At 49.8% G+C, this 25,095-nt stretch carries 19 protein-coding genes and 1 tRNA gene; 6 read left to right on the plus strand and 14 right to left on the minus strand.

Translation table 11 applies throughout. The features are described 5' to 3' along the window. Positions 1–25: 25 nt before the first annotated feature. The 6 genes from K3T83_RS06530 to K3T83_RS06555 form a co-directional block, all read right to left on the minus strand. Entirely contained in the window at positions 26–3,892 is a 3,867-nt protein-coding gene (locus tag K3T83_RS06530) for a tetratricopeptide repeat protein (protein WP_220202165.1), read from the minus strand. A 217-nt stretch (positions 3,893–4,109) separates the two neighbouring features. After that, positions 4,110–5,414 (minus strand): GTPase ObgE, encoded by a 1,305-nt coding sequence (gene obgE, locus K3T83_RS06535; protein ID WP_220202166.1) that lies wholly within the window; start codon positions 5,412–5,414, stop codon positions 4,110–4,112. A gap of 216 nt (positions 5,415–5,630) precedes the next feature. Next, positions 5,631–7,202, minus strand: coding sequence for a serine/threonine protein kinase (locus tag K3T83_RS06540; RefSeq protein WP_220202167.1), 1,572 nt, complete (start codon positions 7,200–7,202; stop codon positions 5,631–5,633). A gap of 126 nt (positions 7,203–7,328) precedes the next feature. Beyond that, entirely contained in the window at positions 7,329–8,888 is a 1,560-nt protein-coding gene (locus K3T83_RS06545) for a serine/threonine protein kinase (RefSeq protein WP_220202168.1), read from the minus strand. 68 nt (positions 8,889–8,956) lie between these two features. Then, a complete protein-coding gene (locus tag K3T83_RS06550) occupies positions 8,957–10,285 on the minus strand; it encodes an NAD(P)/FAD-dependent oxidoreductase (protein WP_220202169.1) in 1,329 nt (442 codons plus the stop codon). Between the two features lie 166 nt (positions 10,286–10,451). Continuing rightward, positions 10,452–11,555 carry a DNA topoisomerase IB gene (locus K3T83_RS06555; protein WP_220202170.1) on the minus strand — a complete coding sequence of 368 codons (1,104 nt, stop codon included), beginning with the start codon at positions 11,553–11,555 and terminating at the stop codon, positions 10,452–10,454. A 441-nt stretch (positions 11,556–11,996) separates the two neighbouring features. Here K3T83_RS06555 and K3T83_RS06560 point away from each other — a divergent pair, with 441 nt between their 5' ends. Together K3T83_RS06560 and K3T83_RS06565 are read left to right on the plus strand one after the other, a co-directional pair. Next, on the plus strand, positions 11,997–12,755 hold the full coding sequence (locus K3T83_RS06560) for a sensor histidine kinase (protein WP_220202171.1): 759 nt from the start codon (positions 11,997–11,999) through the stop codon (positions 12,753–12,755). 310 nt (positions 12,756–13,065) lie between these two features. After that, the gene (locus K3T83_RS06565; protein ID WP_220202172.1) at positions 13,066–13,497 is read left to right on the plus strand and encodes a group I intron-associated PD-(D/E)XK endonuclease; all 432 of its coding nucleotides are present in this window, start codon (positions 13,066–13,068) and stop codon (positions 13,495–13,497) included. A gap of 63 nt (positions 13,498–13,560) precedes the next feature. Here K3T83_RS06565 and K3T83_RS06570 read toward each other — a convergent pair. Then, positions 13,561–13,633, minus strand: a tRNA-Ile gene (locus tag K3T83_RS06570). 460 nt (positions 13,634–14,093) lie between these two features. Between K3T83_RS06570 and K3T83_RS06575 the strand changes: the two genes are divergently transcribed. Both K3T83_RS06575 and K3T83_RS06580 read left to right on the plus strand, forming a co-directional pair. Next, positions 14,094–15,851 carry a 2-oxoacid:acceptor oxidoreductase subunit alpha gene (locus tag K3T83_RS06575; RefSeq protein ID WP_220202173.1) on the plus strand — a complete coding sequence of 586 codons (1,758 nt, stop codon included), beginning with the start codon at positions 14,094–14,096 and terminating at the stop codon, positions 15,849–15,851. Positions 15,852–15,853: 2 nt separating this feature from the next. Further along, on the plus strand, positions 15,854–16,699 hold the full coding sequence (locus K3T83_RS06580) for a 2-oxoacid:ferredoxin oxidoreductase subunit beta (protein WP_220202174.1): 846 nt from the start codon (positions 15,854–15,856) through the stop codon (positions 16,697–16,699). A 100-nt stretch (positions 16,700–16,799) separates the two neighbouring features. On the opposite strand, the gene K3T83_RS06585 is transcribed toward K3T83_RS06580, so the two are convergent. Continuing rightward, entirely contained in the window at positions 16,800–17,030 is a 231-nt protein-coding gene (locus K3T83_RS06585) for a hypothetical protein (RefSeq protein WP_220202175.1), read from the minus strand. 329 nt (positions 17,031–17,359) lie between these two features. Continuing rightward, positions 17,360–17,629 (minus strand): hypothetical protein, encoded by a 270-nt coding sequence (locus K3T83_RS06590; protein WP_220202176.1) that lies wholly within the window; start codon positions 17,627–17,629, stop codon positions 17,360–17,362. Positions 17,630–17,843: 214 nt separating this feature from the next. On the opposite strand from K3T83_RS06590, the gene K3T83_RS06595 reads away from it, so the two are divergent. Together K3T83_RS06595 and K3T83_RS06600 are read left to right on the plus strand one after the other, a co-directional pair. Then, entirely contained in the window at positions 17,844–18,395 is a 552-nt protein-coding gene (locus K3T83_RS06595; protein ID WP_220202177.1) for a P-loop nucleotide/nucleoside kinase family protein, read from the plus strand. Between the two features lie 80 nt (positions 18,396–18,475). Further along, positions 18,476–19,507 (plus strand): zinc-binding dehydrogenase, encoded by a 1,032-nt coding sequence (locus K3T83_RS06600; RefSeq protein ID WP_220202178.1) that lies wholly within the window; start codon positions 18,476–18,478, stop codon positions 19,505–19,507. A gap of 52 nt (positions 19,508–19,559) precedes the next feature. Here the strand turns inward: K3T83_RS06600 and K3T83_RS06605 are convergent, their stop codons facing one another. From K3T83_RS06605 to K3T83_RS06625, 5 genes are all read right to left on the minus strand, one after another. Then, complete coding sequence (locus tag K3T83_RS06605) at positions 19,560–20,027, minus strand: GNAT family N-acetyltransferase (RefSeq protein ID WP_220202179.1); 468 nt, start codon at positions 20,025–20,027, stop codon at positions 19,560–19,562. A gap of 35 nt (positions 20,028–20,062) precedes the next feature. Beyond that, positions 20,063–21,433, minus strand: coding sequence for a cytochrome P450 (locus K3T83_RS06610; RefSeq protein ID WP_220202180.1), 1,371 nt, complete (start codon positions 21,431–21,433; stop codon positions 20,063–20,065). A 285-nt stretch (positions 21,434–21,718) separates the two neighbouring features. Then, positions 21,719–22,480, minus strand: a complete 762-nt coding sequence (gene fabG, locus K3T83_RS06615; RefSeq protein ID WP_220202181.1) for a 3-oxoacyl-ACP reductase FabG — start codon at positions 22,478–22,480, stop codon at positions 21,719–21,721. Between the two features lie 18 nt (positions 22,481–22,498). Then, positions 22,499–22,864 (minus strand): response regulator transcription factor, encoded by a 366-nt coding sequence (locus K3T83_RS06620; protein ID WP_220202182.1) that lies wholly within the window; start codon positions 22,862–22,864, stop codon positions 22,499–22,501. Between the two features lie 32 nt (positions 22,865–22,896). Continuing rightward, positions 22,897–25,056 carry a PAS domain S-box protein gene (locus K3T83_RS06625; protein WP_220202183.1) on the minus strand — a complete coding sequence of 720 codons (2,160 nt, stop codon included), beginning with the start codon at positions 25,054–25,056 and terminating at the stop codon, positions 22,897–22,899. Between the last annotated feature and the right edge of the window lie 39 nt (positions 25,057–25,095).

Raw genomic sequence — 25,095 nt, forward strand, 5'->3', positions numbered from 1 at the left:
AGAAAGCGTATAAGAAAAATACAGATTACAGACCATAGCGAACGCGCAGCTCGCGATATGACTCTTCAAGGTGCTGCTCCGCAACGAGTTGATCAATCCTCTGTTGCAGGTCGACCCGCACAGGATGTCCCAGGCGTTGATCGAGTGCAAGCGCCTGCACCCAACAATCAAGTGCCTCACAATACTTTTCCTGGAGCGTATAGAGCATGCCGCGTCGTCGCAACACAGCGCACAGTTCGGCGGGAGTATCAAGGTCCGAGGCAATTGCGGACGCTTCTTGATAACAGCGCTCAGCTTCTACAAAACGACGCAAAACACGCGCTACATCGCCCAACCCGCGCAAAGCACGACCATCAATCTGGCGCGCTCCCTGCTCATGGGCAATCATCTGAGCCTGCTCATAGAAGCCTTTCGCCGCCAGATACTCTCCCCCATCAAACACCAGGGCGCCAAGAGAATTGAGTACCCGCGCCTGATCCACGCGATCGCCAACGGCATTAAATTTTCCCAGCGCATCTTCATAGAGGGCATGCGCCTGGATAAAATCATGCCGTTCGCGGAAAATATCACCCATGGCACGTAATGCCCAGCCTTCACCACGAGGAATAGTCAACTCGCGGAACTGTGCGATGGCAGAACTGCACAGCCGCTCAGCTTTCTCCAGATCCCCCTGATCCGTGCAAACGATGCTCTGATCAGCCAGAACCCAGGCCTGGCTCGCTTGAAGATTCAATGCTTGAAAGATACGCAAAGCTGCTTCGTAATCGTTGGATGCTCTACTATATTGCCCCAATGCCTCATAGACTGTCCCACGATCACGTAAAACGGATGCAATTCCCTCTTGATCTCGCAGATTGCGGAAACTGGTGAGAGCCAGTTCAAAATGTCCCAGCGCCTCATAATACGCTCCACATCCCCGGCTCACTTCACCCACCACCGTCTGCATCCATGCTTCGCCTTTTCTATCATTTGCCTCACGAAACGCTGCTAATCCTTCCTGAGCGTAGAGGCTTGCCTGCTGAAAATTTCCCTCTTCCCGAAAGAGCATAGCCAGCTCATACAGTGCCCATCCAGCATACGCGTGTTCATGCTGCTGTCGATGATATTCCAGGCTACTGCGCAGGCAGGCCTCAGCTTCTATAGCACGACCAAGCACGCGCAAAATGGCTCCCAGGCAGCATTGTATCTGCCCCTCGCCAGTTTTATCGTTCAAACGAGATGCATGAACTCCGGCCCGACGCAACATTGCCAGCAACTCAGAAGCGTGGCCGCGCCCGTTGAATGCCCAGGTAGCCCGAACTGCCACTTGTACCGCCTCCTGCAAATCTTCCGGTTCCCCAGCACTCTCCAGGTGGTCAAATGCAGCAAGCCACTCCTCTAAAGCTGGCTGCGGCAGATTACTATAATAAGCTGCAACAACGCGATGGACCCGACAACGCTCAGCAATCGGCAGATGAGTAATGGCAAAATGGCAAATCTGAGGATGAATCGTATAGACACGCCCATCAAACTGCATAAATGACGCCTGCACCAGTTCATCGCGAGCAGCACGCCAGTTTTCAGCCAAACCGGTCATCACATCATCTTCTGAGAACTGCCTTGTCTGTGTAATCTGAACAGTCGTTTTGAGCGTCTCTGGTTTTACCAGTAACATGATCTGTTCACGACTAAATGGTAGCTTAAAGGCTGCAAGATAAGAAAGTAATAAACGAGCAAGTGGGGTTAAGCGTCGATAGGATACATCCAATACGGCAAAAATGCCAGCAAGAGGGGAGCTTCGTAGCTCGTCGCGAACCTCTTCGAGAGAACGCGTTGCAGCTTCGGGAGTAAACACCTTACCACCTATTGTACGAGCCGTCCCAAAGATCAGCTCTGCGCCTAGCGGATAGCCATCCAGCAGTGTACAGATTTCGTGGAGAATCGCCATTTGTTTTGGATCGTCCAGATGAATGCGCTGATCGAGGCCACTTTCCGCTGCTAACTCGATAAATAGCTTGAGCAGATCGGCATTGATCATTTTGCCTACACGATACTCGTACCAGCGACAATGCAACCCTTCCATCACCATCATCGTCTCTGGGTTTGAACGCGAGGAGACTAGCACCACTACCCCTTCTGGCAAAGAGCAGAGAAATTGCAGCCACGTTTCTAATTCTGCGTGATCTTTTACCTCCTCAAATCCGTCCAACAACAGGAGAGAGGGCAACTCACGGCTAGCGAGCGAGCGCAAGGTGCCAGTGACAAGACGCATGCGCTGATTGATATCTGACGTGGGAAGAATACGCGTGGGGATATGCAAATAATGCACAAGCTCGATCAAAGCGTCGCCGAATGACTTGCCATCCTGCAAAGAAATGCCAATAATTCCCCCAGGAAACTTCCCCTGATTGCGTCGCACGACTTCAAAGGCCAGGGCGCTCTTACCTATTCCGGCAGCACCCGTTAACGCAATATGATGCGTCCCCGAACGTAAGCGTTGGCGACCTGTCACCTCCCCACGCGACTCTCCCGTTGCGGCGGCGGTGAGAAGCTGATCCAGGTCTTGTATCTCCTGTTCACGGCCAACAAAAATAGACGAAGCCCCAAGATGAGCAAGAGGGTGATCATGTTCCTCCGGTGTATCATGGCTGGCAATCAAAGGAACCGGACTCTCATCTCCTTCTACCACCCGTCTATACAGCACAGGGATAAACCAGCTCTTTTGTTGCATAGGTAATAACGCCTGACGAGCGCGGGATAGCGCCTCCTCCAGCATGCGTCCATCGGCCAGAGCTTCGTAAAAATGATACATAAACGTCGGGCTAAGATCGTCTTGCAAAGAGAAAGGCATCGCCACCACTGCTGGCACCTGAGCAGTCACCAGGGCCGTTGCTAGCGTGGTATCGATAGCGATTTTCTGGCGCTGCTGACGGGTCGCCTCAACGGAGAGGGTCGCGGTTTCACAGGCCGAAAACACGGCCAGTCGCACATCGCTGCTGAGAAACAGGTCGCGCAATGACTGTGTATCAATGAAACGGTTATACCCTTCATCATCGCAAAAACAGAGATACGTCTGTGGCTTCACACGACTGAGCGAAGTTCCGCACTCAACACATTTGCGGCTCTCAACTTCGTTCACGGTCTCACAGCCATCGGCAGGACAGAGACGACCATACGCTCCATGTCCATCAAAATGCACGACATAGCAGGGAATCGTGGTATCGCTATCATCCAACATGCCAGCACCACCATAAGAACTAAGATAGCGCACAAGCTGATCAAATGTTGGTGGTTCCAGACGATCCAAAAAGACCTGTCCCGTTTCGATCAGCGGAGCTAGCCCACGCTCAAGAGCAGCAAAACTTTGCTCCGTCTCTAAGGGAGCGCAGTTGACCGGCGAGGCACCAATATAGAGGACACGCATCGGTGGGTGAACAGGGAGTTCACATCCAACAGGCATATCAGGGCGCAGGAACGCACGTGTGAGGGTAAAGATACCGGAGACCAGCAAAAAGTGATCGCCGTTATGCAGGAGTTCCCAGGGATAACGCACAAATTCATCGCAACCAGGACTGAAGCAAAACGTGAGAGCCACCGTACCTCGACGCTTTAAGGTACGCTGAATAACGCTACGCAGTACAGCCTGGACAGATTGTTCGGAAGATTCGGGACGGTTAGTGCCCGGAGTTTCTGAGCCACACAGAGCAAGGAAAAGACGCTGCCCAATCTCGCGTAGCTCCTGGTAGCTGCTATCCAGATTGTTCAGCTTTTTCAGTACTGCATTTAGCTGCTTGCTTGTATAGGGAGGAACAAAACTGCCACATACTGTACGCCCGGACCAGTTCTCCTTCACCTGTAGCTCATACGTGCCATTCTCGCGGCTCCGAAACAATAAGTTGAGTGTCTCTCCCATGTACCAGGCATCTCTCGCATTCTTAAAAATATTCCGGCGATGGCGCTACACGGTCTATCAGGCAGTACCGGCAAGTAGTACCAGAACTCGGCACCATATCTACAACTCATCCAGGCCAGTATAACACACTTTTCCTATTCTATGCGCCCGTTATCCAGAATAACACAAAATAGGTAATGATCGTAACATACTGAGAGTACGCATTTGACAACATTACCTACTCTTCACCCCAATACAATTCTACTTTTCCAAAACGCACGAAGTCACCCGGCTTGACGCCAGCCGCTTCCAATGCTTTCGTCACTCCCATTCTGGCAAGCCGCACCTGAAGACGAGCCATACCTTCTTCGCTCTCCGGGTTGGTCATACTCACAGCTCGTTCAGCCATCTTGCCGCGCACAATAAATACGCCTTGCTCTTTCGTCACCGTAAACGCATCTTCCGCCTGGGGCCGCAAGACCGGTCCTTCCATATCTATTGCCTGAGCAGCGGCTCGTTCAGCCTCTTCCTGCTGGATCTCTCGCAAGCGTTTGGCAGCATGTTGCATGAGTTCTTCTGTCCCTTGATGAGCGGCGGCAGAGATGGCAAAAGTGGTATAGCCTGCTGCCTCTGCTTTCTCTTTCAGTTCGGGCCAGCGCTCTTGAGCTTCGGGAAGGTCGATTTTATTGAACACAACGATTTGAGGACGCCCAGCCAGTTGTTCATCATATTCGCGCAACTCACGATTGATCGTTTGCAAATCCTGCCAGGGATCGCGCTCTAATGATGCGCCATCTAACATATGAATAAGCAGACGTGTGCGGCGTATATGGCGCAAAAACTCGTGCCCAAGCCCCACGCCCTGTGCAGCTCCTTCGATCAAACCGGGGATGTCAGCCAATACAAAGCTAAAGCCATCGCCCTGTCGTGGTTGCCCAACCTCTACAACGCCAAGATTAGGTGCAAGCGTAGTGAACGGATAATCGGCAATTTTAGGATGAGCCGCCGTTACAACGGAGAGCAGCGTCGATTTTCCTGCGTTGGGATATCCCACTAGCCCGACATCGGCAATCAGACGGAGTTCTAGAGTCACCCAGCGCTCCTCGCCCGGCTCCCCCTTTTGCGACTCTTTAGGTGCCTGATTGGTGGAGGTCGCAAAATGCACATTGCCTAACCCACCACGTCCGCCACGCGCGACCATTACACGTTGCTCATCTTCGATCAGATCAGCCAGTACTTGATTGGTATCAGCATCGCGGATAATGGTCCCTGGAGGAACGCTCAATACGAGATCTTCCCCCTTCGCGCCATGCATTTTTTGTCGCGCCCCTGCTTCACCAGAACCAGCCTTAAAGCTATGTTTGTAGCGATAATCAATTAAAGTATTGAGATTATGTGTGGCCTCAAAGTAGACACTACCGCCTCGACCACCATCACCACCGTCCGGCCCACCGAACGCAGCGAACTTTTCACGCCGAAAATGCATCGAGCCATCGCCACCATCGCCTGCCTTGATATAAATCTTTGTATGATCAAATAACATGACCGATCCCCAATATCTATGATAAAAAAGAAGAGTGCTTCACAAGAAAATGAAAATGCAAAAAACCAACCCGCAGCATGCATCTTGAGGGCAGTACAAGGCAGTATATCATATTGTGTACAAAAGAACCACGATCAACAGCGTGTTCGCTCAGTTCATTATGGCTGCTGATCCTCGAAGTCACACTGATTGCTCAATCATGTCCAAATCCTAGACTTAGCTGCCTCTCTCCTGGGAGTTAATCGTCACATGCCATGTGCCATGTCCACCAGCTAGATCATTACAATGACCATTTTGATAACTACAATATGTGCCTGACATACTGCCATCATTACGAATTGTCCCCTGGAAGAAGAGAGGAGAGTTGTTTTGATAACTATTTACGGTAAACTGAACCTTGTTATCAGTTGTAACGTTGCCTTGAAGATTCCCACTCCCATTGAGTTCAGAGCTTACAGAAAAATAACCACGCAGCGTGGCACCATTCTGACGCACATTCTGCAATTGCATCGTCGCTTCAACAGCAGGATTGTACGCCTGGTCGCTGATAGAACCTGTATAGGAATCAGCCAGCGTAGGATACTGGTTCACATTGGGTGTTGCTATTTGTGTTGGTGGAACAGTGGCAGTAACGGCTGAATGGGTGGGGGTGGCAGTTTGCACCGGAGAAGACGCAACTGGAGAAGCAACCCTGTGCGAAGAGGTCGTGACTGTTACCACCGTGGTTGCTCTCCCTCCAACAGTGACAGGGGGATGATGTACAGATTGTGGCATGGACAATAAACCATTCCCCAAGACGATACCACCAGCCAAAGCGAACAGGGCCAGAGCAATGAAGAGAAGAAGTAGTGCAAGCTTTCTCTTCTTTCTAGCATCATCAAATGGTTGGCGCACAACAACCGTAGGAGCATTATGCATCATGGAAGCATCAGCAGGCTGTTGAACAGGTTCAGCAGTAAGTGCTTGCCAAAACTCTTCAACCGAGGCAAAGCGATCTTTGCTATCGATAGCCATTGCCTGCTGGATCGCTGCTGATATGGATGGAGGAATAGCTGGAACCAATTGATGCACAGGGGGCAAGGGATCAGTATGCTTACTCCCCAGTTGTGTCATACGATAGACAGCATCAGTCGGTACTTCGCCGGTCAAAAGGACATAAAATGTTGCGCCCAATCCATAAATATCAGTACGAGGATTCGTGCCTTTCGCATACTGTTCTGGAGCGCCGTAGCCAGGAGAGCAGCGTCGAATAGCGGTGGTTGTTGCATCCTGATGATATTCTTTTGCGATACCCAGGTCCACCAGCACAGCTTGCCCATCATCATCCGGCACAATAATATTAGCAGGCTTAATATCGCGATGGATAAGGGGAGGGTGCTGCTGATGCATATACTTTACTGCATCAACGATGGGGGACATAATGCCGATAGCGCGGGCAAGCGAGAAACGTTTTTGCGGCTGTTGATGTCGCAATACCTCTAGATTGGAACCATTCACATAATCCATCAACATATAAGCGCGATTTGTTTTCGTGTCTTCAAATGTTCTATAGACACGAGGAAGGGCGGGATGATCTAATCGTTTCAGCACTTCGCATTCAAACCTGAAACGTTCTCGCTCTTTCTTGCTGGTATCGACAATCTCTTTCAGGGCAAACAAATTGCCTTTCACACGGAGATCTTTGACGAGATAGACGGCACCGAAGCCCCCTTTTCCCAACAGTTCTTCCACACTATAGCGATCTTGAATAATGCTTCCGATGGGAAGATTTATCTGTACATCTTGCACCCACGCACCTCGCAGCATCTTTTATGCAATGGAACCAGAATAATAAGTATCTACCTGCTGCTAATACGGCTTGCAAAACATTGGAGTTTCACAACCAGAACAAAGAGAAAAAGAGTCCCATCGCATTTATGAGGGGGTTACATACCAGTTTCCATAGCCTCCACTGGCATAATTGCAGCGATTATTCTGATAACTGCAATAGGAGCCTGAGATACTGCCATCTCTCTGAACCCGTCCATCAAAAAAGAGAGGTAAGAGGCCGCCGTAGCTGGGGACAAGAAAGCGCACTTTACTATCAATGGTGACGGTGCCTGCAAAATTTCCGTTGCCCACCAGACCCGCACCAACGGAAAAATAACCGTGAATAACCATCCCATCCTGTTGCAACTGTGACAGAGCCATGTCTGAATTCGTCGAGGGCGTTGTATATTTATTGCTGATCGTACCATTATAACTCCTGGTGAGCGCTGGATATTGAGGGGGAATTGGTGATGGCGTTGGTTGCATTGTCGGCGTGGCGCTAACCGATGGCTGTGTATGGGTGGCAGTGGCGAGTGGCGAGTGGACTGCCGCCAGCGTTGCAGTTAGCACAATTTTATTCGCCTGTTGCCCTGAAGAAAGCAAGCCCGCGCCCCAAACTGCACCACTCACCAGAGCGATCAGTACGATACAACAAAGGAGCATGATCAGTGATCGCGAGCGTGGGGAAGATAAGGGCATGCTGCGAACAGCAACAGAAGGAGTCACCAACTCGGGAGGTGTGGGAATTGTTATAACCGATGGAGTTGCTAACGGCTGAGAAGGCTCCTCATCTACTCTGACATCATTCTCGGCTTCATCAATTTTGCAGTTCTGGATCGCCTGCCAGAACTCCTCAACGGATGCAAAGCGATCATCGCCATTAATAGACATTGATCGGGCAATAATTTCTGCCAGTTCGCCAGACAGCGTGGGAACCAACTCATTCACCCGCTGAAGGGGATCGACGCCCTTGCTGCTCATCTGGGTCATACGGTGCAGAGCATCAACTGGTATCACACCAGTTAGCAGGGCATAGAAGGTTGCACCGAGACTGTAAACATCCGTACAGATATTGGTTCCTGTCGCATAATGCTCTGGCGCGCCATAACCCGGCGAGCAATGCCGCACAGCGGTTGTCGTTGAATCCTGCACATACTCTTTCGCAATGCCAAAATCAACGAGCACCGCATCGTCGTCGGTGCGAGGGACAATGATGTTGGCAGGCTTGATATCGCGATGAATGATCGGTGGCTGTTGAGTATGCAGATAGATGATGGCATCGACGATTGGTGCCATGATGGTTATGACGCGAGAAAGAGAAAAACGTTTGCCAGACTGTTGCTGACGTAATTTCTCCAGATTGGGTCCATCAGCGTAGTCCATCAGCATGTAGATGCGATGATGGGTGTGGTCTTCAAAGACGCGATAGACATGAGGCAGGGCATAGTGATCGAGCCGCTTCAAAATTGTACACTCGGACATAAAACTATCAAGCTCGTGCTTATTCGGGTCAACCACTTCTTTCAGGGCAAAAACGTTGCCCTTCACCCGCCGATCTCGCACGCGATAGACAGCGCCAAAGCCGCCGGTGCCCAACAACTCATCTATTATATAACGATTGGCAACAACTGTGCCTTTTGCGTATTTGGTCGATACGTCTCGCATCCCTTCACCTCACCAACATTGATCACACGTCAATATTATATTCAAGAGGAGGGACGGTAGCAACCCTTCTAGACAAGTTCTTTAAACAGTTCTTTATCTTTCGTTGCTGTTGGTGAATCAAAGGTAATCAGGCGGGCGCCACGCTGAAATGTCAAATACGCCCAGGCCCATTGGAAAAACACAATCACACGATTGCGAAAGCCGATCAGGAAAAAGATGTGTACAGCCAGCCAGAGCACCCAGCCCAGAAAGCCGCCAAAGCGGAGCCAGCCAAAGTCTGCAATGCCATAAGAGCGTCCAATTGTGGCAAGATTCCCTTTATTGCGGTAATGAAAGGGCCGCATCTCTGTTTTACCATCCACTCTCTGTTCGATCCGGGAGGCCACATAGTACGCTTCTTGCATAGCAACCGGAGCCACTCCAGGCAGTGGTTTATCGTCCTGCATGACTGAGGCGGTGTCGCCGATTATAAAGACGTTGTTATGATCGGGCAGCGAAAGATCGGGGTCAACCTTGACGCGCCCAGCTCGATCGGTCTCAGCCTGCAACCACTTACCAGCAGGAGATGCCGCAACGCCGGCGGTCCAGATCACATTTCTGGTTGCGAGTTGTTTGCCAGCAATCACAAGGCCATCAACATTGACCTGCTCGACCGGAGAATTTGTCCTTACCTCTACTCCCAACTGATTCAAGCCTTGTTTAGCTTTTTCAGAGAGCGATTCTGGGAATGCAGGCAGGATTCTTGGCAATGCCTCCACTAGGATGATGCGCGCGGAGGCGGGATCAATATGGCGAAAATCGGTTGCCAGCGCTTTATGAGCCAGCTCAGCGATTGCTCCCGCCATCTCGACACCTGTAGGACCGCCACCGATCAGGACGAATGTGAGCAGTGTTCGCAATTTTTCAGGATCGGTCTCCATCTCGGCGGCCTCGAATGCCAGCAGGATTTTGCGGCGTAAAGAGGTGGCATCTATGATCGATTTGAGGCCCGGGGCATATTCCGCCCATTCATTGTGACCAAAGTAGCTATGACTGGCACCGGTTGCAAGAACAAGGTAATCGTAGTGGATCGAACGATCAGGAGTAAGCACCTCCTGCCGCTGAAGATCAATGCCAGTTACTTCGGCCATCAACACGGTTGTATTCTTCTGTTTGCGCAAAATATGGCGAATGGGTGCCGAAATATCGGCGGGAGAGAGGGCAGCTGTTGCCACCTGGTACAATAGCGGTTGAAAAAGATGATAGTTATTGCGATCAATCACTGTCACCCGCACTGGAGCGTGACGTAAAGCGCGTGCAACGCGTAGCCCACCGAAACCTGCACCAACAACGACGATGTGAGGCATGATTTCCTCATCAATAACTTTATCTTTTCTCTCCTGGAGTACTCTCTTCATAAAGCAGGTCTCTTTCCTTGCTACGCTCGATTGCGCACACTATTGCAACACATCAAAAGATGTTCTACCTTTTAGACGTATCCGGGAACAGGTTTGTGACAGAGACGTATTGTCGTCTTCTGAAACACGGATCACAAAAGGTAAGAAGTTGATGACTATAGATATTTTATCGCTCTTGCTCCAGAAGTGCCAGAACTGATTGCTCTTCAGGCTGAAGGGCGTAGGACGATTGTTCTCCAGACTTCTCGTTCTGCTGAGGCTGAGCATGGTGCAGTGTGCCTGCAAGGTAAGCATCTATGATTTCAGGATGGACGTAGCTCTTGCGGCAAATGGCCGGTGTATTGCCAAGATGCTGGGCAGCGCTTTCAATAGCCTGAGCAACATTCTTTTTGGCCTCCGTCTTTGTTTCACATTCGCCACAATCGAGCAGAGCGCAGGCTGCAATGATAGTTCCAGCCCAGGTGCGAAAATCTTTGGCGGTAAATTCCTGTCCCGTCATTTGTTTGAGATATTCGTTCACGTCCTCGGAGGAGACGATATGCGCCTCTTTCTCATCATCGAGATAGTGAAACAATTCTTGTCCGGGTAGATCCTGACATTTTTTTACAATTCGGGCCAGGCGGCGATCTTTAATATCTAGCTTGAACTCTTTCCCTCCTTTGCCACGAAACTGGAAATGGATGATAGCCCCCTCAACATCAACATGGTTTTCACGCATCGTTGTCAATCCAAATGATTCGTTATCGCGCATATACTCCTCGTTGCCAATGCGAATCGAGGTCTCATCCAGCAAGCGAACCAGCGTGGCGAGAACTTTTTCGCGTGGTAGCCCGGGGAGGGCCATATCATGAGCAACATGTTCGCGGATGTGGGGCAGTGCATGACCAAAGGCTATCATGCGATCATATTTCGTCTCGTCGCGAACCTTACGCCACTCGGGATGGTAGCGATACTGCTTGCGCCCTTTTGTATCGCGTCCCGTCGCTTGCAGATGTCCGCGCGGATTGGGACAGATCCATACCTGCGTCCAGGCTGGTGGGATGGCGAGAGAGCGAATATGGTGCAACACTTTTTGATCGTGAATAGGCTTACCATCAAACCCTATATAGCTAAAATGCTTCCCAACCCGTTTACGGTGAATACCTGCCTTTGCATCAGAGACGTAGCGCAATCCAGCTGCCTTCGCGGATTCAATGGGAGAGAGGGGTTCCTGAGTATCTTTGCTATCTGTTGCAGATTGTTGATGAGACGCTGTATGTAAAACTGACATAGGTGACCTCCTGGAGGATACCGGCTGGCCAAAAGAGTATATATCAACTATTCTACGTAGAATAGATTATCTCAGGAGACTCTGCAATACACGATAAGCAATCTCCTCTCACCTCTTACATCTATCCTGCGTGTTGAAGCTCTCGTTTACCTGTCTCATATCCCATACTAGAGAACGAGAGAGGTTCTATGCTATCTGCTGCCTGTCTTCTCACAGGCAATATCATACGTATCAGAAGAAGACAATGCAAGCAAAACCCCACCTAATAGCAAATACCAGGGGTGTGTTTGAATGGAATTCTGGCTATAAGAATTCCATGGAAAGTAGAGTAGAATAATGTTTAGATTTTTCAGTAGATTGACAAAAATTATCTTCCGCCTCTTTATAGCGCTGATCAGGCGTATCATATTTGCGCAAAAACAGAGAAGAGTGCGGGCTAGGATGATCGCCTCCTATAAAACGCAACAACAGATGAATGAATTCCTGAGTATTGCCAGCCATGAATTCAAAACACCATTGACAAGCATTAAAGGGAATATTCAGCTGATTGGTCGGAGGCTACGCAACAATGTAGAAGTGCTCAGCCTTCCACGTCAGGAGCTTTTGAATAGATTGGCAGAGGCACAGGAGCTTCTTGAGCATACCGATCAGCAGCTTACTCGCCTCACCCGTTTCATCAATATATTGCTAGAAAGCACGAGAATCAGCAATAACACCATCGACCTGTTTCTTGAACAGTGCGAGTTAAACCAGGTGCTTGATGAGGTAATACAGAATAGAAAGCAGTTCTCTACCAACCGCACGATTCGTGTAGAGCATCCTGACAATAAAGAGATATCTATCCTGGTGGATATTAGCCGTATTAAACAGGTCATTACGCACTATCTCTCGAACGCGCACAAGTTCTCGCCAATGGATCAACCTATCGATGTGCTTTTACGCAAGCAAGAAGATTATGCCTACGTCTCGGTCAAAGATTATGGGCTGGGGATTCCGGCGCATGAACAGGAGCATATCTGGGAACGCTTCTATCGCGTATCGGGGATTAAAGTGCTCAATGGCAGCGAAGTTGGGTTGGGATTGGGTTTACACATTTGCCGTACTTTTATCGAGCGCCACAAAGGACAGGTCGGCGTACAAAGCGAACCCGGCAAAGGCTCCACCTTCTGGTTCACGCTCCCCCTGTTCTCACGAAACTAATATCAGGCTCTCCATAGAGCTGCGATGCTTCGTTGTATCGCTTCACACACCCCTGCAAAAAAACGCCTCTGTATTTATCAGGCTAGGGATAGGCCATGAATACCTCATTTACCCTAAACAAGCCATACATGCACAACCTCATCGATCCTCTTCGCGCCGAATTCCGTTAATCTTTTCATAAATATCCGTAATTTTAATTACGCTATTTTCATTTTAAGCATATTTTTGTTACATATGCAGTCATATCTAGTCATTAATATTAGAGTATTTCCAAACAATAATTTGTTATGTGGCCTGGAGGGGAACACAGATGTTAACACCTGGAAAACGTAAGCGTGATACCAACGCGATTGGGGAAATCAGCGAGTCAGCCATTGCCACCCGCTTCCTACAGCTTGGCTATATGCTGCTCCTGCCTTATGGCGGGAATCAACGCTACGATATGATGATCGAAGACGACGAAGGGGAAACGTGGCGCATTCAATGTAAAACCGGTCGGATCAATAAAGAAGGTACGCTCATCAAGTTTGATACGGCAAACCATAATGTCACAGGGAAAAATCGACAAATGCGGCACTATCGGGGGCAATATGACTATTTTGCTGTATATTGCGAAGCCCTAAATAAGGTTTATCTTATCTCTGTAGACCAAGTTGGCACAACAAGAGCGCACCTTAGAATAGATGCCGCAAAAAATAATCAGGAAAAGAATGTGCGGTGGGCGAAGGATTATGAAATATAAGACGAATAGCCCGACTTATCCGAAATGGGATGAGTCGGGCTATTCGGTTTTTCGCATGAAAAATGGACCCAGCTGGGATCGAACCAGCGACCTACCAGTTATGAGCCGGCAGCTCTAACCGCTGAGCTATGGGTCCGCTTGCGGAATGCATTGTACCATATCGCGTTTCTCTTGTGAAGAGGGGAAAAGGGCAAATTTGGTATTCACAATTTCTGAAAATCTATTCATATTTCTAGAGGATGTGATAAATCAGGCCACACTGTCGGTAAAGTGTGCTATAATAGCAACAGCCACATGTACGGTTCTGTTTTGAACCGCGTATGACGGGCTTGATAGGCCATTAGAGGGTACACAAGAGCAGATAGGAAACTCGTAGATCAAAATAGCGGGCTTACGAAAAATGTTTCACTGCTGCCTGGCGAGTGGAAGAAGAATAGAGACATATAGTACTTATATCTCCTCATCTACTTCGGAAGAGATATACACAGGCGCCTCTTGTGACAAAACTCTCCAATCCAGGCAACTCCCGCTACATATAAAAAACCGCGCTAGAAGAGAATGCATAGCGCGGTCTCACATTTTCAAGGGAGCATTCAATGGAGAATGAAGTAACGATCAGAATAGGAGGCGAATCGGGAGAAGGAACGATCTCCGGTGGAGACATCCTGGCACTGGCCGCCTCACGCTGGGGGTATCACGTTTATACCTTCAGGACGTTCCCTGCCGAAATTCTCGGTGGGCCTTGTATGTTTCAAGTTCGCATTAGCGACCATCCTGTCAAATCAATGGGTGATGCCGCCGATGTACTCATCTGCTTAAATAAAGAAGCATATGATCGCAACATCAGCGACTTACGGCATGGAGGAGTTCTCATTTACGATCCCTCCGACTTCACCCCTGAGACAGGTGATTGTATTACTTACGCAATTCCGTTTAACGAGATCGCCCGCAAAGAGATCCAGCTCTTCCAGACGAAGAACATGGTCATGCTTGGCGCAATCTCGGGATTGTTCGGCCCGCCATTAGAGGCGATTACTCAAGTGGTGCAGTCCAAACTTTCTAGATCGAGAAAAGCTAATGCCACATTGATGGAAAAGAATATGCTGGCATTAGATGTTGCGAAAAAGTACGTCACCGAAAAACTATCCAAACATGATCCTTATGTCCTCGGTCCTGTCGAGAAGGCGGACCGAGTCGTATTGAACGGCAACCAGGCAGTCGTGGCTGGTGCATTGGCGGCACAATGTCGCTTCTTTGCAGGCTACCCCATCACACCGGCAAGCGACATCATGGAAGCCCTGGCGAAAGAGCTTCCTCAGGTAGGCGGCACCTTTTTGCAGGCCGAAGATGAAATGGCAGCACTCGCCGCCGTCCTGGGAGCTTCTTATGGCGGCGTACGCGCAATGACCGCAACCTCCGGCCCCGGCTTTTCACTTATGACAGAACTCATTGGCCTATCATCAATGGCGGAACTACCAGCCGTCATCGTCGATGCGCAACGTGCTGGCCCCAGCACGGGAATGCCAACCAAAATGGAGCAATCCGACCTGAGCTTTGCTCTGCATGCTGGTCATGGTGATACCCCGCGCATGATCGTCGCACCGGCCAACGTTGCCGATTGCTACAACCTCATGATCATGGCCTTCAATATGGCTGAACGCTACCAGATGCCCGTACTGTTCCTCACGGACCAGTCCCTCACCGCACGTGTGGAAAGCGTCGAGAGCAGCGTCTTCCAGCCAGCAGAAATCCAGCCGCGTCTCCAGCATGAAGCGAATGGCCACGACGATGCGAACAAAGCGCTGGTTGGCGCGGGTACGGCCCACAGCTATGCGCGCTATGCCTACACAGCCAGTGGCATCTCGCCCATCTCCGCACCCGGCGTTGGCGCAACTCCATACTCGGCAACGGGATTGGAACACAACGAGCATGGTCATCCCGACTACGAGCCAGAAGACCACACAGCGATGATGGAAAAGCGCTTCCGCAAGCTGGACACAGCAGCAGAAGAGCTACCCAAACCAGAACGCTACGGCGACGAAGACGCCACAATCGGTATCATTGGCTGGGGATCGACAGAAGGAACGATTCAAGAGGCAGTGGATCGGGCACGCGCGAAAGGCTACAAAGTGGCCTCGCTGCACCCCAAGATCCTCTCACCATTGCCAGATCGTACCATTCGCGACTTCATCCGCTCGGTGCAGAAAGTAATTGTACCAGAGTGCAACTACTCGGGACAGTTAGCCAATCTGCTCGGCGCAAAATATGGTTTGCAAGCCATTCGTGTCAATAAATTTGGAGGTATCCCGTTCACCGCTGGCGAAATCCTGCGCGCCATTGAGGAGGTCAGTTAATCATGACGCAAACGATCATCAATCCTACACCGAAAGACTACAAAAGCGAGGTCAAACCAACCTGGTGTCCGGGGTGTGGCGACTTTGGTGTACTCAACGCGACAATGCGCAGCCTGGCAGGGTTGAAATTGCCTCTCGATCAAACAGTCGTGGTATCTGGTATCGGCTGCTCAAGCCGCTTCCCACACTTTCTGAAAACATTTGGATTTCACAGCGTTCACGGACGGGCATTACCAGTGGCTCAGGGATTGAAAATGGCCCGTCCCGACCTGAACATTATCGCCGTTGGTGGCGATGGAGACTTTTTTAGTATTGGTGCCGGTCATCTCGTTCATGCAGCATTGCGCAACATTGACATCACAGTAGTCGTCATGGACAACGAGATCTATGGCCTGACGAAGGGACAGACCTCCCCAACGTCTCCACATGGACACGTCACCAAATCGACCCCTTATGGCTTGATGGCCTCGCAGTTCAACCCGATTGCAACGGCCCTCTCGCTCAACGTGAGCTTTGTAGCGCGTGGCTACTCAGCCAAGCCGAAGGATCTGGCTGCCTTAATTGAACAGGGCGTCCAGCACAAAGGCTTCTCCTTCATTCACGCGCTCAGCCCTTGCCCAACGTTCTACCATACGTTTGACGCATGGGATGCCGCCGTGACCCCGATGCCAGCCGATCATAGCACCAGCGATCGGGCAAAAGCTGTCACCCTGGCAATGGAGACAGAGAAACAATACATCGGCCTCTTCTATCGTGAAGAGAGGCCAACAATGGATCAGGAAGCATACCAACTGGCCCAGAAAGCCAAACCGTTCGACATAGAGCAGTATATGAAACGGTATGCATAACAAAAAGCGGGCAGGTGTACTAATCTCTCCCAGAGAGATACATCTGTCCGCTTTTCTTTTTGTTTTCTCGCAAAGCGAAAGCTATCGCACTTGAGACAGTTCAAGCGTTCTGCTGTGGATCTAATTGCACAGCGGTAGCCGCTTGAAGCGAGTTCATCACTGACTGAGAAAACTTTTCTCCGCAAGGGCGGCAAAACATCCCGCTTTCGTTATGAAAAACTCCGCCAATCGCCGTCAACTGGCGTTCAGCAGGCTTGCCACACCACTCGCAGAGGCTCCCACGAGGAACAAAATCGACGGAGACAGGTCGGCGAAACTCATTCCATTGCATAAGATATATCCTCCCACTGCGGATTCGTTAAAATTGCGCTCATTCACGTAGCAATTACAACAGGAAATAGAAGACGGCACAGAAGAGGATTTTCGTATCTGATGGGGCAACAAGCAGGCAGCCCCGGCGATACGGCATCCATAAAACAAACACGTCATCGCCAATGAGAGCCACGTTGCTCATCAAGGAGAGAGATAACCCATAGTGATCGATTTACTGATGTAAAAATACTATAGCATACTTTTTTTCAAAGTGCGAGTTTTTTAGCGGAGACAAACTCACAGTCACCACACAGATCTTTTGCAGTAGCGGCCAAAGCATTTCATCATTTATGCAGATGGGGAAGAATCAGTAGAAGGAGTATCTTCAACCTGCTCTTTTGCACGAAAGAATTTCATGGAGAGCCGCTCTCCTATGATCCAACCGATCAGGCCAAGCCCAAGCGTCACCCCTAACCAGACGAGCAGCACTATATTCAATGCCACATTGAAGGCAGAGGCTAACACACCCGCCAGAACAATACCTACAATCAGACCAGCAGTGATACCTATCAAGCAGCCAGGATGTGCAAGGCTGCGTCCCTCAAATTGTTTTTTCATAGACCCACATGTTTACCTTTATCCAGCATTTTCTTGCATACGGATAATAGCGCGCTGAACCGAGAACGTCAAGACGGATGGTGACTTTTTTTTGCTGGCAATCGTATCACCTACACAGGCTGGAAGCTGCTTTTCTAGAAAAGATAGCATACTCACATGCTCATTTTGCACTCGCAGTGGGAAAGACTATCAGGCGCGAAATAGAAGAGAGACAATGACACGACAGAGCGAAAATACGTTAATTGTAATGCGTGGCTATCCTGGCACGGGGAAAAGCACTATTGCACGAGCACTGGCGAGAACATTACAGGCACCACTTCTCGATAGAGATATTATTCGACAGATGGCAGTTGATCTCCTGGGAGAGCAGCCAGAAATTGGACGTTTCGCATACGATCTTCTATTCGCGCTTTCACGCAAGCAGCTCGAACTCAATTTAAGCGTGATTCTCGACACTCCCCTCACCTACCGCAGAACATACGAGCAGGCAAGAGAGCTAGCACAATCCTTTCACATCCCGATTCTGGTAATTCACTGCCAGTGTTCCCCAGAGCTACAAAAGCGCCGCCTTGAAGGGCGCAAAGGCATGGTCTCACAATTTCAGATTACTTCATGGGAAGAATGGGAGCGCTGGAAGCCACGCTTTGAGGAATATGAAGACAATAGCTGCATCGTAAATACCGCCAATCCTATCCACGACTCTCTCGCGCACATTCTGTATTGCCTGCATGAACTGCAACAGCAGGCATCGCAGCCGACCAGATGATGCCATCAATTCCAGCTATACCCGAGAAAGTTGTAAGATAGAGGAAACATCGTCAGAAAATAGATTGATCAGGAGGGACAATGAAAGCTGTAGTATTCCATGAACATGGTGATATCAACGTTCTCAAAGTGGAGGATATGCCTCAACCGACGCCGGGCCTGACAGATGTTGTGGTAAAAGTACACGCCTGTGGAGTCAATCGTCTGGATATTTACTCACGCACAGGACGAACAAAGATTGCTCCCATGCCACATATTGCTGGTTCCGAGGTCGCAGGTGAAATAGCCGCAATTGGAGACGCGGTAAGTGGCCTCACCACAGGCCAACGCGTCGCAGTCGCACCATATCTATTTTGCGGACAGTGCGAATTCTGCCGTTCAGGAGAAGAAGTGATCTGTCTGAAGAGCGACATTGTGGGTCTGGGCAGTCAGGGTGGGTATGCTGAATACATCCGTGTACCGGCGTCCAGCATCGTTCCTTTACCGCCAGAAGTTGATTACGTCCCATCTGCCGCTGTTGGCCTGGCAGCGATCACCGCCTGGCATATGCTCATCAAACAGGCTCCTCTCACCCCCGGACAGGATGTGCTTGTTCACGCGGCTGGCAGCGGAGTTGGCAGTGCCGCCATTCAAATTGCGAAACTGAGCGGCGCACGCGTCATTACAACGGTTGGCTCGGCTGAAAAAATAGAGCATGCGCGCAAGTTGGGAGCAGATGAAGTCATTAATTACCGCGAACAGGACTTTTTCCAGGAAGTGAGGCGTCTCACCAACAAACGCGGAGTTGATGTTGTCGTCGAACATATCGGAGCAAGCACCTGGGAAAAAAGCACGGCCAGCCTGACACGTCGTGGGCGTCTGGTCACGTGTGGGGCAACAACCGGCAATGAAGGCAAGACAAACCTCTGGAATCTTTTCGCAAAAGAGCTATCGTTCATCGGCTCCTATGGAGGAACGCGACAGGATCTCGCCGATGTGCTCAAGCTAGTAGCCACCAACCGCTTCCAGCCAGTAGTTGACAGCACCTATACGCTTGCACAGATTGGCGAGGCGCACCAGCGCATGGAGAATCGAGAACAATTTGGCAAACTGATAGTTACACCAATTGTTTGATTACAACATTCAAAGCGGGAGCCGCTGGTTCCCGCTTCCTTTTTACTCACGATTATTGCTCATTCTCCCAGCGAAAGACCAGCATATCCTGTAAAAGGATGCCATTCTCAAAAACCGGCGGCTGGATGTAGCGAAAAAAATCTTTGCGTACGTGATCCATACGGAAGCCACACTTTTGATAGAAGGCGATATGATAGGGAGAACTATTCCCGGTGCCAACCAGCAGGGAACGAACATTACGCCGTCGCGCCTCCTCCAACACCACAGCCATGATCGCCTTACCATATCCGCTACCGCGCCGCGCTGGGACTACCGCAATATATTCGATTTCGCTTTCATCCTCTTGCCAGCGGACCGTGACAGCACCCACCAATTGCTCACCGGCAAGGGCCGCATAAGAGGTATACGCCTCATCAGCAAGAGTGTCACGAACCCGCTGCTCATCCTCATCGGCATCTCGTAAAATTGACACCAGCGTCTCTGTAGCAGAAAAGTCTATCCTCTGTAGCACAATTGACATACAAACACTTCCTTATCAGAAGAACAGACATCATTTCATTGTACGCTTCTCCGCCGAACCACCATTTTCATCCCATACTTTGGACGAATGGTGATAGTCTTACTCGGATCAGGCTCGATCTGCTGGCCTGATACCAGTTCAAAAGAGACGCGTTGGGCAAGCGTAGCCAGCAGGAGATGGCCCTCCATCATCGCAAAATGATTGCCGATGCAGATGCGCGGACCAGCTCCGAAAGGCATATAAGCATAGCGCGGTAAACGCTTTTCATTTTCAGGCGTAAAGCGCTCTGGATCAAATTTCTCCGGGTCGGGGAAGCAATCAGGCCGTCGATGTAAGGCATAAACCACAGCTATGACGCTCTCATCTTTACGAATCGGATACCCGCCAAGTTCCAGATCATGAAGGGCAACGCGAGAAACCGCATATGCAGGTGGGTACAGGCGCATTGATTCTTTCAATACTTGTAATGTATACGGCAAGTGAGCAAGATCGGCATAGGTTGGCGTCCGTCCTTGCAGCACAGCATCAACCTCTTGCTGCAACTTGTGATAGGCGTCAGGATGGGTAGTGAGTAGATACCAGGCCCATGTGAGAGCTGTAGCTGTTGTCTCATGACCGGCCCCAAAGAGTGTCAGCGCCTCATCACGCACCTGCTGATCGCTCATGGTATCGCCATTCTCTTCGCGCGCATGGAGCAAGATCGACAGGAAATCATTCCCTTGATCGGCTCTGGCCCGTCGCTCAACGATCATCTTCTGGATTTGTTGATCCAGCACAGCAAGCGCATGCCTGACCCGTTTATTCCGTGCAACCGGCCAGTTTGGAGGGACCGGGAAAAGATGGGAGAGGGTATAGTTGGCCTGTTCAAGTACAACGGTCATAGCGTTTCCCAACTCATCCGTCTCAGTAAAGACATCTGCATTGAAAAGCACCTTCCCAACAATGCTCATCGTCACATGCGTCATTTCTTGCCCGATATCAACTGTTTCTCCATCCTGCCAACCTACCTGTATCAATTCTCCATAATGTACCATCGCATCGGCATAGCTCACGATATGGCGCGGCTGAAACGATGGAGCTATCAGTTTGCGCTGCTGCCGATGGAAATTCCCCTCGCTAATAAACAGGCCATGACCAATAATCGGCTCAAAAGCTTTGTGCATTGTCTCGCCCTTATAGAAATCATAAGCATGCTCAACCAGAAAGCTCTGCACCAGTTCTGGAGCATTGAGCTGCACAAAAGGGAAAGGCCCAAAATGGAGATGCCCAATATCTCCACATTCGTGAGCAACACGCAAGAAAAGGGCGAGACGATCCTTTTGAAACGTAAACATACTGCCTATCAGTGGAGGTTCTGCAATATGTGGAATGATTTTTGTTGGTTTTGTGGCAACCGGAGTAACCATGTACTCATCTCCTTGTTCATCTGGCGCACCTGTTCGGGACGAACCCACCATCCTTCTGTCACCCAATCATTTCTTAATACGCCTGTACATTTCAATTTTATGCTATCAATAGTGAGAGAGAGCAATTATACAAAAAGAGCATGTTCGTAATTGTTCCTGTCGTGAACGCGGTAAAGTAATCTTTTGTTTTATCGCTTATAGTATAGAAAATAGAACCCAAAAAGACTTCCTCCAAATGGAGGATCAAAAAGACTTCCATCTTTTTGGGTTCAAAGTTACCCAAAATTACTCGGCAGTTTTTCCACCGTCAATCGCGAGTACCTGGCCAGTAATATAGCTAGCAGCCTCAGAAGCAAGGAAAAGCACGGATGGAGCAAGCTCGCCGTGCTGCCCGATCCGCTGCATGGGGGTGGCAGCGGCAATCGCGGCTTCAGAGCGTTGGAGGATCGCTTCTGTCATACGCGTTCGGAACATAGCAGGGGCAACGGCATTGACGCGCACGTTTTGCGCTCCCCATTCCAGAGCAAGAGAGCGGGTCAGGTTAATAATCGCAGCCTTGCTGGTATTATAGCCAATCGTGTTGCGCTGCCCACCACCCAGACCGGCAATCGAGGCAATATTGACAATTGCTCCCTTTTGACATTTAAGCATATGTCGCCCGACATGCTGAGACATGAGAAATGTGCCGGTAATATTGGCCTCAATCACCTGATGCCATTTCTCTAGCGGCATGGTTTCAGCGGACGCGCCCCAGGTCAAACCAGCATTGTTGACCAGCACATCAATCTTGCCACACGCCTCAAGCGTTTGTTGCACGACCTGCTCAACTGATGCAGCATCGGCAACGTCGCAAACAAAAGTATGAACAGTAACGCCTTGATCGGTGAGCATCTGTTTCGCTTCACCAAGCCATTGCTCACGACGGGCAGTAATAACGACCGTCGCTCCGGCCGCGCCAAAGGCCTGGGCAATCTCTAGCCCTAGCCCCCGTGATCCACCAGTGATAAGAGCCACTTCATTGGAGAAATCAAAGGTAACAGCACCCATTGTAAAACCTCCCTGTTTTCAAATATGCATTGCTATCTTTGTTAGAATCTCATCCATCTCAAACGGTTTCGCCACAAAATCATCGGCCCCGGCAGCAAGAACAGTCGCCTCGGCACCAGGATGGGCAGAAAACATAATTACTGGAATATGATCTGTTTCTGGTTGACTCTTGAGCCACTTGACAATCTCGCGTCCATCTTTTCCCGATAGTAAAACATCTATGAGGATGAGGTCAGGCAGGTTCTTATCGCAGAGCGTCTCTACGTACTCGGCCCTCTCTGCAACGGCGACAGCGTAGCCCTCCTGTACCAATAGCTCTCGCAGAAATTCTAAAATGTCAGGCTCATCATCAACCACAAGGATTTTCTTCTGTTTGTTTTGCATAGTAACTTTTCACCTTTACATACTCGCATTACTTACAAGGAGGCGAGCCTCTTTCCCTCGTCCGTAAGGGGCAAGGTAAAATGAAAGGTTGCACCTTCGCCCTTCCGACTCTCCACCCACATCAGTCCGCCATGTCGCCTGACGATCTCGCTGGAGATATAGAGACCGATACCCAATCCTGGATACGTCTTCTCTACGGGTTCCGTCACCTGATAAAAGCGTTCAAAGATCCTGAGATGATGATCCTTAGCAATCCCAATACCAAAATCCTGAACACTCACAAGGATCTTTTGCCGACCGTTTGCCATACGCATCAGAACAGTATCGGCTTGAGGAGAATACTTTATCGCGTTATTCAGCAGGTTGATGAGTACTTGCCCGATGCGCTCTCGATCACCAAATACCGTCGCCAGCGTTTGTCCTTCAAGCACCAGCCGATGCGTTTGCGTTGTTTCCTGAATGTTTGCTACAATTTCTCGCACCAGTTCATCCATCAAAAAAGCTTCTTCTCGATAAATCAGCTTGCCCGTCTGCATCCTGGAAAGGTCAAGCAGATCATTGATCAATGCCGTTAATTTATTGATCTGAATATCCATACGAGCAAGATAATGCAGCACTTTTTCATCGCCTTGCTTGATTGAGCGGCGCTGTACAAGATTAAGAAAACCCTTGAGACTAGTTACCGGCGTTTTGAGTTCGTGGCTTGCCATGCTGATAAATTCATCTTTACGTTTATCCAGTTCTTTGCGCTCGCTGACATCACGGAGGCTACACTGGATCACCTCATGCCCATTGGCTCGATAGCGGTTGCTCACAAACTCAACATAGCGAATCTGCCCATCTCTGGTTTGCAAAGGCAAGGCATCATAACGGCTAGAAGGCTGCTCCAATGCTTCCAGCCAGGCTGCCTGACTGATCTCCTGGCTCTGAAACATGCCTGAGTGCCCGAGATCATCGCCCAACAGTTGCTCACGTGTATAGCCCAACAATTCTGTGACAGAAGAATTTACATCGGTAATAAGATGGGTGTCAGCATCGACAATCAGCAATCCATCTTTGGAGGTTTCAAAGAGACGGCGATAACGATCTTCAGAGATCTTCAGTTGACTCTCCGCCTCCTTACGTTCGACTATCTCGGCTGCTAGCGAACTTGCCTTTTGTTGCAACAAGCTAATAGCGCGAAGACGCTCATCAATCTGAGCCAGCGAGGTATAGCTTTCATCAGGAATGACATGTGAGTGCTGCTGACAAATCCTGGAGAACTGTTCTTGATAGATTTCTCCGGCGAAGCAGTGCATTGGATATGCACAGAAAAGCGAGAAAGTATAGGGATTATGATATAGATTATTCCAGAGTTCTTCCAGGCGAACGGCAGCATCCTGCTTCCCCTCAACCCACAGTTGCGCGACCATTTCCCCAAAAACACGGACATGGCGTCCCCTCTGTACCGCTCGTGCGATCATACCTCCAATAGCTTTAGAGAAGCGCTCAGGCCCAGGCAGACCATCAACCATAAAGAGTGCGAGCGCTGTATTTACCTCACATGCAATATACTTATCCTGCGCACCAGCATGCAACAGATCCACTCCATTCGCCCGTAACTGTTCTTCAAGCATCAGAAGATGTTCCTGAGAGGCAATAACGACGCAAGCATCGCCTGTTTCAAGGCCAGTGCCGAGAAAGCTACTCACCGAATCTATAAGGAAGGCATCATTTTCATAAAATTGGACGAAATGCTTTGATGTATATATCTCACTCCAATGCAAGCGAGGGGCCAGCTTTTGTTGAGAAATAGTGCGAAATGTACAAACAATAGCTCCTACACCTGGCACTGCGAGAAGATTCGTGCTCTTGCCTTCAAACCAGTGCCACGAACCATCTTTATGGCGAAGGCGATATTCACCTTCCTGGCTCTCAGGAACTGCTTGTTCTATACTGCTTCCCTCCCATAACGCAGGCTCAAAATCGTCAGGGTGAAGCAGATCACGTGCATGGCAACCCACAATGGCCTCGGAAGCACAGACAAGCAGAGAGGAGATAGAAGGGCTGACATAGGTTATTATTCCTTTCGCATCCACAAGCACAACAATCTCCATGTTGTTTTCTGAGGGGGCAAAAGATTGTTGTTCATCTAGTGGAAACGCATTCTCCTGTTCTGGACCTATGTGATCGTCGTTAGATATAATTGCCATGCACTCTGGCCTCTATTTTCTCATAGAATACATTTTTCC

The sequence above is a fragment of the Reticulibacter mediterranei genome (assembly GCF_016587455.1).

What these genes read in the sequence shown, in the direction of transcription:
- K3T83_RS06620 (WP_220202182.1), bottom strand. Translation starts at nt 22,864, where the DNA reads ATGCAAAACAAACAGAAGAAAATCCTTGTGGTTGATGATGAGCCTGAC.
- K3T83_RS06585 (WP_220202175.1), bottom strand. Translation starts at nt 17,030, where the DNA reads ATGCAATGGAATGAGTTTCGCCGACCTGTCTCCGTCGATTTTGTTCCT.
- K3T83_RS06530 (WP_220202165.1), bottom strand. Translation starts at nt 3,892, where the DNA reads ATGGGAGAGACACTCAACTTATTGTTTCGGAGCCGCGAGAATGGCACG.
- K3T83_RS06625 (WP_220202183.1), bottom strand. Translation starts at nt 25,056, where the DNA reads ATGGCAATTATATCTAACGACGATCACATAGGTCCAGAACAGGAGAAT.
- K3T83_RS06590 (WP_220202176.1), bottom strand. Translation starts at nt 17,629, where the DNA reads ATGAAAAAACAATTTGAGGGACGCAGCCTTGCACATCCTGGCTGCTTG.
- obgE (WP_220202166.1), bottom strand. Translation starts at nt 5,414, where the DNA reads ATGTTATTTGATCATACAAAGATTTATATCAAGGCAGGCGATGGTGGC.
- K3T83_RS06600 (WP_220202178.1), top strand. Translation starts at nt 18,476, where the DNA reads ATGAAAGCTGTAGTATTCCATGAACATGGTGATATCAACGTTCTCAAA.
- K3T83_RS06550 (WP_220202169.1), bottom strand. Translation starts at nt 10,285, where the DNA reads ATGAAGAGAGTACTCCAGGAGAGAAAAGATAAAGTTATTGATGAGGAA.
- K3T83_RS06605 (WP_220202179.1), bottom strand. Translation starts at nt 20,027, where the DNA reads ATGTCAATTGTGCTACAGAGGATAGACTTTTCTGCTACAGAGACGCTG.
- K3T83_RS06565 (WP_220202172.1), top strand. Translation starts at nt 13,066, where the DNA reads ATGTTAACACCTGGAAAACGTAAGCGTGATACCAACGCGATTGGGGAA.
- K3T83_RS06555 (WP_220202170.1), bottom strand. Translation starts at nt 11,555, where the DNA reads ATGTCAGTTTTACATACAGCGTCTCATCAACAATCTGCAACAGATAGC.
- K3T83_RS06545 (WP_220202168.1), bottom strand. Translation starts at nt 8,888, where the DNA reads ATGCGAGACGTATCGACCAAATACGCAAAAGGCACAGTTGTTGCCAAT.
- K3T83_RS06595 (WP_220202177.1), top strand. Translation starts at nt 17,844, where the DNA reads ATGACACGACAGAGCGAAAATACGTTAATTGTAATGCGTGGCTATCCT.
- K3T83_RS06560 (WP_220202171.1), top strand. Translation starts at nt 11,997, where the DNA reads ATGATCGCCTCCTATAAAACGCAACAACAGATGAATGAATTCCTGAGT.
- K3T83_RS06580 (WP_220202174.1), top strand. Translation starts at nt 15,854, where the DNA reads ATGACGCAAACGATCATCAATCCTACACCGAAAGACTACAAAAGCGAG.
- K3T83_RS06575 (WP_220202173.1), top strand. Translation starts at nt 14,094, where the DNA reads ATGGAGAATGAAGTAACGATCAGAATAGGAGGCGAATCGGGAGAAGGA.
- fabG (WP_220202181.1), bottom strand. Translation starts at nt 22,480, where the DNA reads ATGGGTGCTGTTACCTTTGATTTCTCCAATGAAGTGGCTCTTATCACT.
- K3T83_RS06610 (WP_220202180.1), bottom strand. Translation starts at nt 21,433, where the DNA reads ATGGTTACTCCGGTTGCCACAAAACCAACAAAAATCATTCCACATATT.